13 protein-coding genes are annotated in these 15,951 nt (G+C 53.6%); 4 read left to right on the top strand and 9 right to left on the bottom strand.

Going from position 1 to position 15,951, the window contains the following annotated elements; translation table 11 throughout:
- Nucleotides 1-4 precede the first annotated feature (4 nt).
- Genes GN241_10640 through caiD form a run of 3 tightly spaced genes read left to right on the top strand, consistent with a single transcriptional unit; the run spans nt 5 to nt 4,022 of the window.
- Nucleotides 5-1,165, top strand: a complete 1,161-nt coding sequence (locus GN241_10640; protein ID XAT57776.1) for an acyl-CoA dehydrogenase — start codon at nt 5-7, stop codon at nt 1,163-1,165.
- Nucleotides 1,166-1,195: 30 nt separating this feature from the next.
- Nucleotides 1,196-3,256 (top strand): CoA-binding protein, encoded by a 2,061-nt coding sequence (locus GN241_10635; GenBank protein XAT57775.1) that lies wholly within the window; start codon nt 1,196-1,198, stop codon nt 3,254-3,256.
- Nucleotides 3,237-4,022 carry a crotonobetainyl-CoA hydratase gene (gene caiD / locus GN241_10630; GenBank protein XAT57774.1) on the top strand — a complete coding sequence of 262 codons (786 nt, stop codon included), beginning with the start codon at nt 3,237-3,239 and terminating at the stop codon, nt 4,020-4,022. The genes GN241_10635 and caiD overlap by 20 nt, the downstream gene beginning before the upstream one ends.
- A gap of 81 nt (nt 4,023-4,103) precedes the next feature.
- Here caiD and glnT read toward each other — a convergent pair whose 3' ends face one another.
- The 6 genes from glnT to GN241_10600 form a co-directional block, all read right to left on the bottom strand.
- On the bottom strand, nt 4,104-5,420 hold the full coding sequence (gene glnT, locus GN241_10625) for a type III glutamate--ammonia ligase (protein ID XAT57773.1): 1,317 nt from the start codon (nt 5,418-5,420) through the stop codon (nt 4,104-4,106).
- Nucleotides 5,421-5,468: 48 nt separating this feature from the next.
- Nucleotides 5,469-6,815 (bottom strand): FMN-binding glutamate synthase family protein, encoded by a 1,347-nt coding sequence (locus tag GN241_10620; protein XAT57772.1) that lies wholly within the window; start codon nt 6,813-6,815, stop codon nt 5,469-5,471.
- Between the two features lie 8 nt (nt 6,816-6,823).
- Entirely contained in the window at nt 6,824-7,507 is a 684-nt protein-coding gene (locus tag GN241_10615) for a protein GlxC (GenBank protein ID XAT57771.1), read from the bottom strand.
- Entirely contained in the window at nt 7,508-8,404 is an 897-nt protein-coding gene (locus GN241_10610; protein ID XAT57770.1) for a glutamine amidotransferase, read from the bottom strand.
- Between the two features lie 202 nt (nt 8,405-8,606).
- Nucleotides 8,607-8,795, bottom strand: a complete 189-nt coding sequence (locus GN241_10605) for a hypothetical protein (GenBank protein XAT57769.1) — start codon at nt 8,793-8,795, stop codon at nt 8,607-8,609.
- A 21-nt stretch (nt 8,796-8,816) separates the two neighbouring features.
- Complete coding sequence (locus GN241_10600; protein XAT57768.1) at nt 8,817-10,217, bottom strand: ammonium transporter; 1,401 nt, start codon at nt 10,215-10,217, stop codon at nt 8,817-8,819.
- Between the two features lie 439 nt (nt 10,218-10,656).
- Here GN241_10600 and GN241_10595 point away from each other — a divergent pair, with 439 nt between their 5' ends.
- Nucleotides 10,657-12,000, top strand: coding sequence for a SidA/IucD/PvdA family monooxygenase (locus GN241_10595; GenBank protein XAT57767.1), 1,344 nt, complete (start codon nt 10,657-10,659; stop codon nt 11,998-12,000).
- A 90-nt stretch (nt 12,001-12,090) separates the two neighbouring features.
- Here the strand turns inward: GN241_10595 and GN241_10590 are convergent, their stop codons facing one another.
- Genes GN241_10590 through GN241_10580 form a run of 3 tightly spaced genes read right to left on the bottom strand, consistent with a single transcriptional unit; the run spans nt 12,091 to nt 15,891 of the window.
- A complete protein-coding gene (locus tag GN241_10590; GenBank protein XAT57766.1) occupies nt 12,091-12,690 on the bottom strand; it encodes a sarcosine oxidase subunit gamma in 600 nt (199 codons plus the stop codon).
- A complete protein-coding gene (locus GN241_10585) occupies nt 12,659-15,607 on the bottom strand; it encodes a sarcosine oxidase subunit alpha family protein (protein ID XAT57765.1) in 2,949 nt (982 codons plus the stop codon). The genes GN241_10590 and GN241_10585 overlap by 32 nt, the downstream gene beginning before the upstream one ends.
- Nucleotides 15,604-15,891: a sarcosine oxidase subunit delta gene (locus GN241_10580; protein XAT57764.1), complete on the bottom strand. Its 288-nt coding sequence runs from the start codon at nt 15,889-15,891 to the stop codon at nt 15,604-15,606. The genes GN241_10585 and GN241_10580 overlap by 4 nt, the downstream gene beginning before the upstream one ends.
- Nucleotides 15,892-15,951: the final 60 nt, after the last annotated feature.

The following is a 15,951-nucleotide window of genomic DNA, read 5'->3' as shown; positions in this document are numbered from 1 at the left end:
GCTTATGAATTTTGGATTGAGCGAAGAGCAGGAGATGATCGTCAACACGGTGCGCAGCTTTGTTGAAAAAGAGATTTATCCGCATGAAGATCTGGTCGAGCAAAGTGCAGAGGTGCCCCGCGAAATCGCCGAAGATATAAAACAAAAAACCATTGATATGGGGTTTTACGCGTGTAACTTCCCCGAATCTGTGGGCGCTGCCGGTCTCTCCCATGTTGATTTTGCCTTGGTTGAGCGTGAATTGGGCCGCGGTTCGATGGCGCTAACGCATTTCTTTGGGCGCCCTCAAAATATCCTGATGGCTTGTCAGGGCACGCAGGTGGAACGTTATCTGAAACCCGCCATACGCGGCGAAAAAATGGATGCGCTGGCAATGACCGAACCGGGCGCAGGATCAGATGTGCGCGGCATGGCCTGCAGCGCCCAGCGCTATGGAGGGGATTGGGTTTTAAATGGTAATAAACACTTTATATCAGGCGCAGAGCACGCTGATTTTGTTATTGTATTTGTTGCAACTGGGGTAGATGAAACGCCGCGCGGCCCAAAGAAACGCATCACCACATTCTTAGTGGATCGGGGCACGCCTGGATTCACCATTCGCGAGGGCTATAAATCGGTCAGCCATCGCGGATATAAAAATATGATTTTGGAGTTTGACAATTGCCGATTGCCAGACGCGCAGGTTCTGGGTGAAGTCGATGGCGGATTTTCGGTTATGAATGAATGGCTTTATGCCACGCGGATCACCGTGGCCACGATGGCGGTTGGGCGCGCCCGCCGGTGTTTTGAATATGCATTGAATTATGCCGCTGAGCGCAAACAATTTGGGCAACAGATTGGAAAATTTCAGGGTGTAAGCTTTCAAATTTCTGATATGATCACCGAGATGGATGCGGCCGATTGGTTGACCTTGGCCTCTGCATGGCGGCTGGATCAAGGGCTTCCCGCAAACCGCGAAATTGCCAGCGCGAAGCTTTATGCCAGCGAAATGCTGGCGCGCGTCACCGATACCACGCTGCAAATATTTGGCGGTATGGGCTTGATGAGCGATTTTCCGATCGAACGGTTTTGGCGCGATGCCCGCGTCGAGCGGATTTGGGATGGCACCTCGGAAATTCAGCGCCATATCATCAGCCGCGATCTGTTGCGCCCGTTAAATGCTTAGGTTGCTTTGAGATAAGGCAAGGGGGATAAATTGCGGGATCTCACTCGTTTGTTAAACCCGAAATCCATCGCGGTGATTGGCGGCGGTGTCTGGGGGCGATCGGTGATCGCACAATGTCAGAAAATTGGCTTTGAGGGCCCGATTTTTCCGGTGCATCCCTCTGCTCAAACGCTTGCAGGTTTATCAGCATTTCAGGATATTTCAGATTTGCCGATGGCGCCTGATGCTGTATTTATCGGGGTTAACCGCCATGCGACCATCGACTGTCTTGGCAAATTGTCTGAATTGGGGGCAGGAGGCGCGGTTTGCTTTGCCTCTGGGTTCTTAGAGGCGCAAAACGAAACCGAAGATGGAGAAGCCTTGCAAGAGGCTTTGCTTGAAGCTGCGGGCGAGATGCCGTTTATCGGACCCAACTGTTATGGGTTTGTGAATTATCTTGAGGGGGCGGCGCTCTGGCCTGACCAGCATGGTGGGGCGCGTGTTAATTCGGGTGTGGCAATTCTCACGCAAAGCTCAAATATTGCGATCAATATCACCATGCAGCAACGCGGCCTGCCGATTGCCTATGCGGTGACGGTTGGCAATCAGGCGCAGATCGGGATGTCTGAAATTGGTCTGGCCTTGTTGCGCGATGCGCGTGTCACCGCCTTGGGGTTGCATATTGAGGGCATGGGAGATTTGCGGGCGTTTGAAGCTTTGGCGGCAGAGGCGCGGCGGCTTGGAAAAGGCATTGTTGCTTTAAAAGTTGGCCGCTCGCTGCAAGCGCAGGCGGCCACTTTATCGCATACCGCTTCGCTTGCGGGCAATGCAGCGGCGGGCGATGCGTTGCTTGCGCGGCTGGGCATTGGGCAAGTGCGCTCGTTGCCCGAATTGGTGGAAACTTTGGTGCTGCTTAACCAGATTGGGCCACTTACGAGCCATCATATCGCTTCGCTTTCCTGTTCGGGGGGCGAGGCCAGCCTGATTGCCGATACTGCTTTGGACTATGATGTGGTATTTCCACCTCTTGATGGGCAGCAGCTTAGCGGGTTGCGCGCTGCTTTGGGGCCCATGGTGTCTCTGGCCAACCCTCTGGATTACCACACTTATATTTGGGGTGATGAGGCGCGCATGACGGCGGCGTTTGCGGCAATCCTCAGCGGTGATGTGGCGCTGGCTTGCGTGATTGTTGATTTCCCCCGCTCTGATCTATGCGATCCCTCGGCTTGGCGCTGCGTGATTGCTGCTGCGCGCGCGGCCGCTAAGACGAGCGGCAAGCCAGTGGTCCTTCTGGGCAGCTTTCCAGAAAATATCCCTGAAGCGTTGGCCGTAGACTTATCCGGCGGCGCTGTTGTTGCGTTGCGCGGCTTGCCCGAGGCGCTCTGTGCTATCGCGGTTGCGGCCTTTATCGGCCACCGGCATCTACCGGATCTGCCCCCGCCCCTTGTTTTAGGCGCACCGCCGCGCCGCATCCAGCTGATCTCTGAAGCGCAGGCCAAGCAAGATCTTGCCAAATTCGGGGTTTTAATTCCGCCAGGTGTAGTGGCGGCTTCTGCAGCCACGGTCGAGCGGGCCGCGGCAGGGCTTGGCTTTCCCGTCGTTTTGAAAACCATAGGCTTGGCGCATAAATCGGAAGCAAATGCGGTGCGTTTGAACCTTGGCAATCTGAAAGAGGTTCAGCGCGCGGCGTCTGAGATGCCGCAGGGCAGTTTTCTGATCGAAAATATGGTGCAGGGGGCAGTGGTAGAGCTTTTGCTCGGGGTTGTGCGCGATCCGGCGCATGGGTTTCTTTTAACGCTGGCAGCGGGCGGTGTCCTGACCGAGCTGCTGGAAGACAGTGCGTCCTTATTGTTGCCGGTGACCGCGCAGGATGTTGAGCATGCTCTGGAAAGCTTGAAAGTTGACAAAATCCTTCGAGGCTTTCGAGGCAGGCCAAGCGGCAATCGCGCCGGGGTGATTGCTGCTGTTTTGGCGCTTCAGGACTATGTGCTTGCGCATAAAGATCAGATCGAAGAAGTTGAAATCAACCCGCTTATTGTGACGCCAAACGCGGCGATTGCGGCGGATGCATTGATCAGAATAGGACAGTTAGATGACACAGACTCCGATTAAAACCTCGCTGCGTGGCCATGTGTTAGAGGTGACTATTGACCGCCCAAAAGCCAATGCGATTGATCTGGCCACCAGCCGGATTATGGGAGAAGTGTTTAAAAGCTTTCGCGATGATCCTGATTTGCGCGTGGCGGTTTTGACATCGGCGCATGATAAGTTTTTCTGCCCGGGCTGGGATTTAAAAGCGGCGGCAGAGGGCGATGCGGTTGATGGCGATTATGGCGTAGGGGGCTTTGGCGGCCTGCAAGAATTGCGCGGGTTGAACAAACCGGTGATCTGCGCGGTGAATGGTATTTGTTGCGGGGGCGGATTGGAAATTGCCCTGTCTTGCGATCTGATATTGGCTGCAGATCATGCCCGCTTTGCGCTGCCCGAAATTCGCAGCGGTACGATCGCCGATGCGGCCAGTATCAAGCTGCCCAAACGCATCCCCTATCATATTGCCATGGAAATGCTGTTGACCGGACGGTGGTTAGAGGCCGAAGAGGCCGCGCGATGGGGCTTGATCAACCATCTTTATCCCAAAGAAGATCTGATGCAAAAGGCGCGTGATCTCGCCGATCTTTTGGCCTCGGGTCCGCCCTTGGTTTACGCCGCGATCAAAGAGGTGGTGCGCGAGGCGGAAGATATGAAATTTCAAGATTGTCTGAATAAAATCACGCAGTCACAATTTGAAACGGTTGAGAGGTTGTATACATCCGAAGATCAATTGGAGGGGGCGCGCGCGTTTGCAGAAAAGCGCGATCCCATATGGAAAGGCAAATAAAGGCAAACCCGCGTCAGGCGTCAAATCATTCTTAGGCTGATTAGGCCGGATCAGGGGCTTTTGCGTTTGCGGCGGTTTGGGTCAGATATCCAGCGTATTCTCTTTTTCCCAGGTTGAAAAATGCGCGGCGAATGCATCCCATTCCTGATGCTTTAACTTCAAATAAGCGGCTGAAAACTCATCTCCCAACATCGATTTTAAGCCTTTGTTCTTGTTAAATTCGCGCAATGCGTCCAGCAGGTTCAAAGGCAGGCGTGGGGCGCCGCGCACCTTATGCCCTTCGGCATACATATCAATATCATAGCGTTTGCCTGGATCGGCATTGGTGCTCAGCCCATCCAGACCGGCGGCAATAATCACGGCTTGCAATAAATAGGGGTTGGCGGCTCCATCCGGTAGGCGCAGTTCAAACCGGCCAGGCCCAGGCACGCGCACCATATGGGTGCGGTTATTGCTGGTCCATGTGACGGTATTGGGTGCCCAAGTGGCGCCCGACATCGTCCGCGGCGCATTGATGCGCTTGTAGCTGTTGACGGTGGGGTTGGTAATCGCCGCCAATGCGCTGGCATGTTTCATGATGCCACCCAAAAAGTGCCGCCCGGATTGCGACAGGCCCAGATCCATCGCATCATCGGCAAAAACATTCGTTTTTGCCGCGCTACCGGCACCATCCCAAACCGAAATATGTGCATGGCAGCCATTGCCGGTAAGCCCTTCAATTGGTTTTGGCATGAAGGTGGCGCGCAGACCGTGCTTTTCCGCCACCGATTTGGCCATGAATTTGAAAAAGCTGTGTTTATCCGCGGTTTTCAACGCGTCATCGAATTCCCAATTCATTTCGAATTGGCCATTGGCGTCTTCATGATCGTTTTGATAAGGGCCCCAGCCCAACTCCAACATATAATCGCAAATTTCGCGGATCACCTCATAGCGGCGCATCACGGCTTGCTGATCATAGCAGGGTTTTGCGGCGGTATCGAACGGATCGCTGATTTGATCGCCCTGTGGTGTGAGTAAAAAGAACTCAGCCTCAATGCCGGTTTTCACGTGTAACCCCTGATCTGCGGCCTGATCAATAAGCTTGCGCAGCACGTTGCGCGGGGCCTGCGCGACATCTTTGCCCTCCATTACGCAATTCGCGGCCACCCAAGCCACCTCTGGCTTCCACGGCAATTGAATAACCGAAGACGCATCCGGCACCGCCAGCATATCAGGATGGGCGGGGGTCATATCAAGATAGGTTGCAAATCCGGCAAATCCGGCGCCATCTTCTTGCATTTCGGCGATGGCCTGCGCGGGTACCAGCTTGGCGCGCTGACCGCCAAAAAGATCGGTAAATGACACCATAAAATATTTGACACCTGTTGCTTTTGCAAATGCGGCGAGATCTGTGGTCATCTTTTTTATCCTTTCGACTGTGACAGGGGGGCTTGGCTGTTTAAGAGCTCAAAATGGAGCCTCCGCGCCGGGTATCCAGCTGGTGCCGGCAAGCGGCACGCCGGCCATGGCGGCGGCTTCAATCGTGAGCGCGCAGAGATCTTCGGGTTCCAAATTGCGCAAATTGTTTTTTCCGCAGGCGCGGGCGATGGTTTGCGCTTCAAGCGTTAAAACCTTGAGATAGTTTTTCAACCGCCGGCCGGCTGCAATCGGGTCTAGCCGGGCCATAAGCACTGGATCTTGGGTTGTGATGCCAGCGGGGTCATTGCCCTCATGCCAATCATCATAGGCACCTGCTGTGGTGCCCAATGCCTGATACTCGGCCTCCCATTTGGGATCATTATCGCCCAGCGCAATCAAAGCGGCGGTTCCGATGGAAACAGCATCTGCCCCCAGCGCCATGGCCTTGGCGACATCCGCGCCATTGCGAATTCCGCCCGAGACGACCAATTGAACTTTTCGATGCATCCCCAGATCTTGCAGCGCTTTTACCGCCGGGCGAATGCAGGCCAAAGTGGGCAGGCCGACATGTTCGATAAACACATCCTGCGTGGCCGCTGTGCCACCTTGCATCCCGTCAATCACCACAACATCTGCCCCCGCTTTCACAGCAAGCGTTGTATCAAAATACGGGCGGGTTGCGCCTATCTTTACATAAATCGGTATTTTCCATTGGGTAATCTCGCGCAGTTCGATCAACTTGATTTCAAGATCGTCGGGGCCGGTCCAATCGGGGTGCCGGCAGGCCGAGCGCTGATCGATGCCCTTTGGCAGGTTGCGCATATCGGCCACGCGGTCCGATATTTTTTGACCCAAAAGCATTCCGCCACCGCCGGGTTTTGCCCCTTGCCCAACCACCATTTCAATTGCATCGGCTTTGCGCAGATCATCGGGGTTCATCCCATAACGCGAAGGCAAATATTGATAGACCAGTTTATCAGAATGCCCGCGCTCTTCTGCTGTCATGCCGCCATCGCCCGTAGTGGTTGAGGTTCCCGCTGCTGTGGCGCCGCGCCCCAGCGCTTCTTTTGCAGGCCCAGATAGGGCGCCAAAGCTCATTCCCGCGATGGTGATCGGAATATCCAGTTTAATCGGATTTTGCGCGTAGCGCGTGCCCAATGTAACCGAGGTATCGCAGGTTTCACGGTAGCCTTCCAGAGGGTAGCGAGACACCGAAGCACCCAAAAACAAAAGATCGTCAAAATGGGGAACCGCGCGTTTGGCGCCGCCGCCGCGTATGTCATAAATACCGGTCGCAGCTGCGCGGCGGATTTCAGCATTTACAGCCGGCGTAAATGTAGCGGATTGTATCGGTTCGGTGCGCGGCGCTGCCGCGGTTTCAGGGGGTTTGTTCATTCTTCACCTTAATAATCTCCGGCATGATCGACGTCAAAATTATAGAGTTTGCGCGCCGATCCATAGCGCTTAAAGTCGCTGGGCTTGGCCGTGCTTTCCGCGCGCTCGAGCAAAGCCTGCACTTCGGCAAGATGTTCGGGACGCATTTCTTTCTCAATGCAATCTGCCCCTAAAGATTTTACCGCCCCGCGCACAAACAGCTTTGCCTCATATAGGCTATCACCAAGCGCTTCGCCCGCTTCACCGCAGACAACCATTGTGCCGGATTGCCCCATAAAGGCTGACATATGGCCGATATTACCATGCACCACGATGTCAATTCCCTTCATAGAGATCCCGCAGCGCGAGGAGGCATTGCCTTTGATAACCAAAAGCCCGCCATGGCCCGTTGCCCCCGCATATTGGCTGGCATCGCCCTCAATAATCACCGTGCCGGACATCATATTTTCTGCAACGCCTGGGCCCACAGAGCCGTTGATGCGCAGACGCGCTTGTTTGTTCATTCCCGCGCAATAATAGCCGGTTGAGCCTTCAACGGTCACGTTAATCGGCGCGTCTAATCCAACCGCAATCGCGTGGGCGCCTTTGGGGTTCAAAATCTGCCATTCTGTTTGATTGGCGCCGGTGCTTTGGTTTTGCAACTGCGCATTGGCCTGTCGCAGGTTTGTTTGGTCTAGATCGATTATTTGCATTTAATGGGTCCAAAAATAGACAGTTGCGGGTTCCGGTTCCCAAATATGGGCGCCGGCTATTCCGGGCAGATTGACCAAAGCCCGATATTCCGAGCCAAAAGCAACATATTGATCGGTTTCGGCCATCACAGCCGGTTTGCAGGCAATTGGATCGCGCAGCACGCCAAACCCATCCTTGGTGCCAACGACAAAGGTAAAAAAACCGTCCAGATCATCAAGGCTACTCTGCAGCGCCTCGCCCAACGAGCTACCATTTTGCATTTTCCATGTTAAATAGGCGGCGCCCACTTCAGTGTCATTTTCGGTTTCGATCACCACGCCTTCGCGCTGCAATTGACGGCGCAGCGAATTGTGGTTGGACAAGGATCCATTATGCACCAAGCATTGATCCGGGCCGGTGTTAAAGGGGTGGGCGCCCATCGTGGTCACTGCGCTTTCGGTGGCCATTCTTGTATGGCCAATACCGTGGGTGCCTTGCATCAGCGGGACATCAAACCGCTCTGCAACGCTTTTCGGGAGACCGATATCTTTATAAATCTCGATGTTATCGCCCGTGCTCATCACTCTGATGCCGGGATGCGCCTGGCGCATTCGGGCGCGTATCTCGTCGATTTGGTTTTGAGGAATTTCAAAAACCGCATGGCTGTTTTTGCGCTGCAAAGTCAGCGACTGTCCAAAGGTTGCTTTGAAATCTGCCTCTAAAGCGGCAAAGTCTTGATCCGGGTGTGCAGATTGGATGGTGATTTTGGCGCGATCCTCCACAGCCTCGCTATAGATGGCGATCCCTGCGCTGTCGGGCCCGCGATCCGACATAGTGACGAGCATATCCGTGAGCATGCGCCCCAACGCAGCTTCCAGCGAGGGGTCTTTTAAGAAAAGCCCAACAATTCCGCACATTATATAATCCTATGAGTCTGTCGTAAGTTACTGCGTTGCAATTTTTGGCTGCAACCGGGCCCCTGCAAAACACTTTAGTAAGAAAATTATATGTTTCCAGTCTTGAATGGAGCTTGTTTCAAAAAACAGAGAATTTGCATAAAATTTCTGCACAAAAAAGGGCAGGCTTGCATAAGCCTGCCCAATTCTTTTATGTCGGCCTCTATTTTTCGGCGTTTTTGTATTTTTGCGCTTCAGAGCTGTTGCCCATCACCAAAACCACAATGCAAATGATGACCGCAATCAATGTATACCAGCCTGGCGCGCTGCCGCCCCATCCGGTAAACATCACGCCGCTTGCACCTTCGGCAAAGATCCCCGACCAATCGCCGGTGTCATATGGAAAACCCATTGTTTTTCTCCCTTTTCTAGATCAATTGGATGCGGGCGCAGAGGCTGGAATGCCCTCTGGATAGCCCTGAGCAGGCACTTTAACAGGATCAAGCCCTGCCAGTTCTGCCGCTTCCGGAGTGCGCAGCATACCCAACCCTTTGAGGATCAAGGACACCACATAACCCGGGACAAAGCCCAGCAAGAAGAACACAACCGCACCCACGATTTGCCCCGTCAGCGAAATGGTAGGCCGTACGGCATCGCCCATAAAGGCATCTAAAGCGGGATATCCACTGGCAAAGACCCCCAGCATAATCAAACCAAAGAGGCCGATCGTGCCATGCACGGTGACAGCGCCAACCGCATCATCTATCCCCATCCGCTCAAGAATATTCGCGCAAGGCTGCAGAATAACACCTGCGGCAAAGGCGATGATAAAGGCCAGACCCGGGAAATAGATATCCAAGCCCGAGGCCACCGAAATAATACCGGCCAGCGCGCCAGACATCATCCAGAACGGATCTTTGGTGTAAATCCAAGCACCAATAATCCCGCCGGCAATGCCCATTAGGATGTTGAAGGCCAAAGCTGAAAGCGTGATCGGCGTGCCATAAATCGTTGCCGGTGCGTTTTCATACCACGACCAACCTTCGCCGGGCACAATCACGCAGGCCATCAAAAAGCCCCAGAAGCCTACGATAATCAGCATCAAGCCCGTCACCGTCATCGGCATGTTATGTCCAGCGATGTGATTGGCGCTGCCATCGGCGTTGAATTTGCCAATTCTGGGTCCAAGATTCACCAAAACGCCAAGCGCGAAGAAGCCTGCCACCGCGTGTACAAGGCCCGCCGCGCCAAAATCATGTAGCCCCCATTGCGTGACCAGCCAGCCATCCGCGTGCCAGCCCCAGGCCGCCGCAACCACCCAAGCAAAAGAACCGAGAACGATCGCCAGAATGGTGAAACCCACCGTTTGAATACGCTCGATCACCGCGCCGGACATGATAGAGGCCGTGGTGCAGGCAAACAGCGCGAAGGCGCCAAAGAAAACGCCCGAGGCTTGATCGGCAATATTTGGCCCCATAGCGGCCGCGCCATCCCCCCAACCCAAAGCGATTGAGCTTGCATATTCGGCGCCGGAAATTTCCATGGCGCCCATAGATAGGCTGAGACCGGTTGGAAACGCCCAATAAATCCACCAACCAAAGAAGTAGAAAGTGGGGATCATAAAGGCAAAAGCCAGAATGTTTTTGACGCCCGATGAGAGCACGTTTTTCATTCTAGAGGCACCCATTTCATAGGCGAGAAATCCCGCGTGAATGATGATCATTAGCGGAATTGTTAAATAATAATAGGTTTCCGCAAACATCGTGTTTGTCACGCTGCTGCTGGCCTGAAGAGCGGCAACTTGCGCAGCCAATTCTGCAATTTGTTCTTCCACGATCTGTTCCCTTCGTTTTTAAATTTTACTCCCGTGCCGCTCCGCGGACATTCTGATGTGCCATTGCGGTTTGGCCGCTTAAGCAGGGCCTAAGCGTGGCGGATCATTACAAATTTTCTGGTCTTTTTAACGAATAAATTTTGGGGTCTATGCCCTTATAAATTAGAGGCTAAAGAATAATTGAAAAAAATAATTAATATATTTTTCAATGCGTTATGAAATTATTGTGACAGGGGAAGTGCAATCGAGAGTCTGGGTTTTATTTTTTTTTGAGATTTAAAACCGCAGTTGGCTCTCTGGCCGCTTTGATGATCTTGAAATTGCAGTTGGTTTTGCGTTTCTTTGACTGTGGGTGAAATGTCGCGGCGCGAGTGAATAAGAATGAGAAGGCAGAACCCGTGATCCGCGAGGGCTATCTGCCTTAAAAAGTGAGGGACTAATGCAAAAACGTATCGCAGTGATCGGAGCCGGGCCATCGGGGCTTGCACAATTGCGCGCATTTCAATCCGCCGCCATGGCGGGCGTTGAAATTCCAGAGGTTGTCTGCTTTGAAAAACAGGCCACGTGGGGCGGTTTATGGGCCTATGATTGGCGCACCGGTCTGGACGCAAATGGCGAGCCCTGCCATGGCTCAATGTATCGCTATCTTTGGTCAAATGGGCCCAAAGAAGGCCTTGAATTTGCGGATTACAGTTTTGATACGCATTTTGGTCGACCCATTGCATCTTACCCGCCGCGCGCTGTTTTGTTTGATTATATTGAGGGGCGGGTCAACGCCGCCGGGGTCAAAGATTGGATCCGCTTTAACACGGTAATTCGTTGGGTGTCTTATGATCCCGCCAGCGAAAAATTTCATGTCACCGCCCATGATCATGAAAAAGACAGCAGCTATACCGAACTCTTCGATCATGTGGTGGTGGCTTCGGGCCATTTTTCAACGCCAAATATGCCATATTATACGGGGTTTGAAAGCTTTAATGGGCGGATTTTGCACGCGCATGATTTCAGAGATGCCCGAGAATTCACAGATCAGGATATCTTAATTTTGGGCACCTCTTATTCTGCAGAGGATATTGGATCGCAATGTTGGAAATATGGCTGCCGCTCGGTGACCGTGGCGCATCGAACCGCGCCGATCGGGTTTGATTGGCCCAAAAATTGGCAAGAAGTGCCGGCGCTAAAGCGCGTAGAGGGCAAAACTGCATATTTCATCGATGGCAGCAATCGCGAGGTTGATTCAATCATTCTATGCACGGGTTACAAGCATTTCTTTAATTTTCTGCCGGATGATTTGCGTTTGGCCACGGCCAACCGGCTGGCTGCAGCTGATCTTTATAAAGGGGTGGCTTGGGTCCATAACCCGAGATTATTTTACCTTGGCATGCAGGATCAATGGTTCACTTTTAATATGTTTGACGCTCAAGCCTGGTGGGTACGGGATGCGATCATGGGGCGGCTTGTGATACCTCAGGATAAAGCCCGTTTGCTGGCAGATGTGGCCGAGCGGGAGGCGCGCGAAGAGCTTAGCGATGATGCAAAATACGCAATCACCTATCAGGGGGATTACGTGAAAGAGTTGATTGGCGAAACCGATTATCCCGATTTCGATGTGGATGGCGCCTGCGAGGCGTTCTTCCAATGGAAGGCGCATAAGGGTCAGGATATAATGGGTTTCCGCGATAATGGCTACAAGTCGGCGATTACTGGCAAAATGGCGCCGGTTCATCACACGCCTTGGAAAGAGGCGCTGGATGATTCATTGGAAAGCTATCTTCAAAGCTGACAGATTTTAATCCACATAAGACGTCTTTGCTGCTCGGGAAAAGCCTTGTTTTTCTGCCCTCCGCAGCGATTTGTTAACTTGTGTTTTGAATCATTGAACGTTGTGGATCGATGTTTCAAGCGCATGTAAAAACGATTTCGCCGATGAGCTGGCCGAAAACAGCCAATAGGTTTCGTGATCTACGCATAAAATTATTGTGCCCAGATGCTCCATCTGCGTGCGCGCAACCGCGTTAATCTCGAACCTCTCGGGGTGCAAATCAATGGGACAAATGCGCTCAAGCGCGCTGCGGCAACCAGGCCCGGATATTTCCAAACCAACCCAGTTATGGCTTTGATCTGTTGTGTAAACGGCGCTTTTCATCAGGGTTTTAATCTGTTGCTCCGGGCGTTCGGTATTTTGCGCTCGCGCGAAAAGTACGAACATGTGATCCAATCCCATGCGTAGCACCCGCGAGTCCAGCGCTGCCGCGCCTTGGCTCTGCCCGATATCGGGCATATCGATACCAAAAGCTGCTTTCAAAGCTTTGCGAACAGCTTGCTCCTCTGCCAAGGGAACCGCCATCGAGACCATGCATATATCGCTGATCTCGCGCAGGCTGATTGGTCCAAATTGCGCTTGATAGCCGCCAAGAAATTCTTCCGAGGTTAATCTATATTCAGCCACGTTGCCGCCCTCCATCCGGATCATAGAAATGCGGTGATACGATCTTCACCTGTACCTCTTTATTCTGGGCTGGGTTGACCGCGCGCACCACTTCGCCCATGCGTTCATGGCCCGCCTTTATAAAGCCCAAGCCGATCGAATGCCCCAAAACCGGCGAATAGGCTACCGAAGACATCCAGCCTTGATCATTGGCCATTGTTGCTGCGTCATTCAACGCGATGAAATGCGCCCCAGCAGACAGCGCTTGGCTTTGATCGACGGGTTTAAACCCGACAAGGCGGATCGAATCTTCGCGGTTCATTTCCGGGCGTTGAGACAGGATTTTGCCGATGCAATCTTTCTTGGCGCTGACAAGCCCGCCCAGCCCCAGATTCAACGCTGATGTTTGCCCGTTTAATTCATTGCCCGCGGCATGGCCTTTTTCGATCCGCATCACCCCAAGCGCTTCGGTACCATAGGGCACAGCGTCAAATTCCTGCCCAGCTTGCATCAAGCAGTCCATCATTGCGGTGCCAAAGCGCGCGGGCACGGCGATTTCATAGGCCAATTCACCTGAAAAAGAAATTCTGAACAAACGGGCTGGCGTACCGCCGCAGACGGTGGTTTCAGCACAAGCCATAAAGCCGAAGCCTTCGTTTGACAAATCGAACGATTTGTCGACAAGCTTTTGCAATAGCGCGCGCGAATTCGGCCCGGCCACCGCAAATTGCGCCCAAGCATCCGTGGTAGAAATCATATGAACATCAAGCTCAGGCCACAGGCATTGCCGTGCAAATTCTAAGCGCCGAAAGACCAAGACGGCATTGGCGGTCGTTGTGGTCATCACAAAGTGGTTTTCGCCCAATCGGGCCGTTGTGCCATCATCATAAGCGATGCCGTCTTCGCGCAGCATCAGCCCGTAACGCACTTTGCCCACGGGCAGTTTGAGGAAGGCATTGGTGTAAATATGGTTTAAAAACAGGGCAGCATCTTTGCCTTGGATATCGATTTTTCCTAAAGTTGTGACATCGCAAATGCCCACGGATGCTCGGGTCATTTCAACTTCGCGATCAACACTGTCGCGCCAGCCTTTTTCCCCAGGGCGGGCATACCATTGGGCGCGCAACCAATTCCCGGTTTCCACAAAGGTCGCGCCATTTTCTTCGGCCCAACGATGGCTGGGAGTCAGCCGATAGGGGCGAAAATCCTTGCCCCGCGCACGCCCAGCCAAAGCGCCCATGGGCACCGGCGTGTAGGGCGGGCGGAAAATCGTGGTGCCGGTTTCAGGGATCGTTTTGCCCGTACATTCCGCCATAATAGCCAAAGCAGGGATGTTGGAGGTTTTGCCCTGATCCGTGGCCATGCCCAGCGTGGTATAGCGCTTGAGATGTTCAACCGAGCGAAACCCTTCCTGATAGGATTGGCGAATATCCTTGACCGTCACGTCATTTTGCAAATCAATCCAAGCGCGGGCTTTGCTGGCGCTGACATGCCAGAATGCAGCCCCCGTGCTGGCTTCATCGCTGGCTTTGGGCGCGGCTTTTCGCGTGGCTGTGAAGCCCAGATCTTTGACCAGCGCTTTGGCCTTTTGATGCGCGCCGCTGATCGCTTGCGACAGTGTTAGATCGCCTTGCGCGGCCCCCACAACCTGCATTCCTGGGGGAAGATCTTTGCCGGGCACAAACGCATTTATGTCTTCTGCCCAGCTTGGTCGGCCACGTTGATGGCAGGTTAAATGGACATTCGGGTTCCAGCCACCAGAGACGGCCAAACAATCTGTCATAATCCTCTGACCGGTGGTCAGGGTGATCTCTTTCAAAGCCTTGCGCCCGGATGTGTCCATAACGCCGGCGCCCATAACAATTTTTGCATGCGGAATTTCGGTTACTGGGGCAATATCGCGGCTGTCAATAACCGCAGCTACCGACACGCCTTGAGCGCTGAGATCGCGCGCTGTGCGCCACCCATCATCATTATTGGTAAAAATGCTGATCCGCTCGCCCGGTGTCGCAGCAAACCGGTTTACATAGCTGCGCACCGCGCCCGCAAGCATGATCCCCGGGCGATCATTATTGCCAAAAGCAATCGGGCGTTCCGTTGCACCCGCGGCCAAGACCGCGCGCTTTGAATAGATGCGCCACAGGATTTGCCTGGGTTTTCCGTCAGAATGGGGCAAATGGTCGGTGCGGCGCTCAAGCGCGCCATAAATGCCGTGATCATAGGCCCCATAGATTGTGGTGCGCGTCATCAGCCTTACATTGGGCAGACCTGCCAGCTCTTGCCAGAGCGCCTGCGCCCAATCCGCCCCCGCTTGCTCATCAACCTCGAAGGTTTCGCTGTTGAGCCGCCCCCCCGCTCGGAAATCTTCATCTGCGAGGATAACCTGTGCCCCGCTGAATGCGGCGGCGCGCGCAGCGGCCAAACCACTGGGACCTGCGCCGATGACCAAAAGATCACAATGCAAAAAACCTTTGTCATATACGTCTGGATCGTCTTTCAAAGACAGGCTGCCCAAGCCAGCCGCGGCGCGAATGGCTGGTTCATAGAGTTTTTCCCATGCAAATTTGGGCCACATGAAGGTTTTATAATAGAACCCGGCGCTTAAGAATGGCGATAGATAATCTGTGAAGGCCATCAGATCGAACTCTAAAGAGCCACGATGATTCTGGCTTTTTGCGCTGAGCTGGTCGAATAACTCGACAGTGGTGGCTCGGGTATTCGGCTCTTGAAATGCGCCTTTGCGCAGTTCAACCAAAGCGTTAGGTTCCTCAGAGCCTGCGCTGAAGATACCGCGCGGGCGGTGGTATTTAAAACTGCGCCCCACCAGCGTTTGGCCATTCGCGATCAGAGCTGAGGCCAGCGTGTCACCCTGATAGCCTTCAAAGCGCCTGCCATTAAACTCAAAATTTAAGGGTGTATTACGATCGATTAAACCACCCGCGAGGCGGTGAATTTGTTTCATCTGCTGCGGCCTCTTTCTTTTGCGGCATCGCGGGCCAAACGCACCGCCGTTATGCCATGGGTCAGTGTGTCGCGTGTGACCACCAGCCAAGACCGGTCGCCTTGTTCGTGATACCAAAGCTCTTCATGCATCCCGGCAGGATTATCGCGCAGATAGCCATATTCATAAAACTGATTGGCGGCATCTTCTGCGTTTGGATCAGGCCGGTCGATCAGGCTGGCATCGCCCAAATAAACAAATTCGGCCGCGTCGCGCGGGCCTAGCAGTGGGTGGTTGATAATCATGAAAAATCTCCTGCGCGCGCTCTGGTGCAAAGCTCGAGCGCGGGTAAGAAAGGAAAGCGA

It is taken from the genome of Rhodobacteraceae bacterium IMCC1335 (assembly GCA_039640495.1).
GTDB lineage: Bacteria > Pseudomonadota > Alphaproteobacteria > Rhodobacterales > Rhodobacteraceae > Thalassovivens.
The sequence above is the reverse complement of the archived record's forward strand: the minus strand, read 5'-3'. Positions and strand labels throughout refer to the sequence as shown.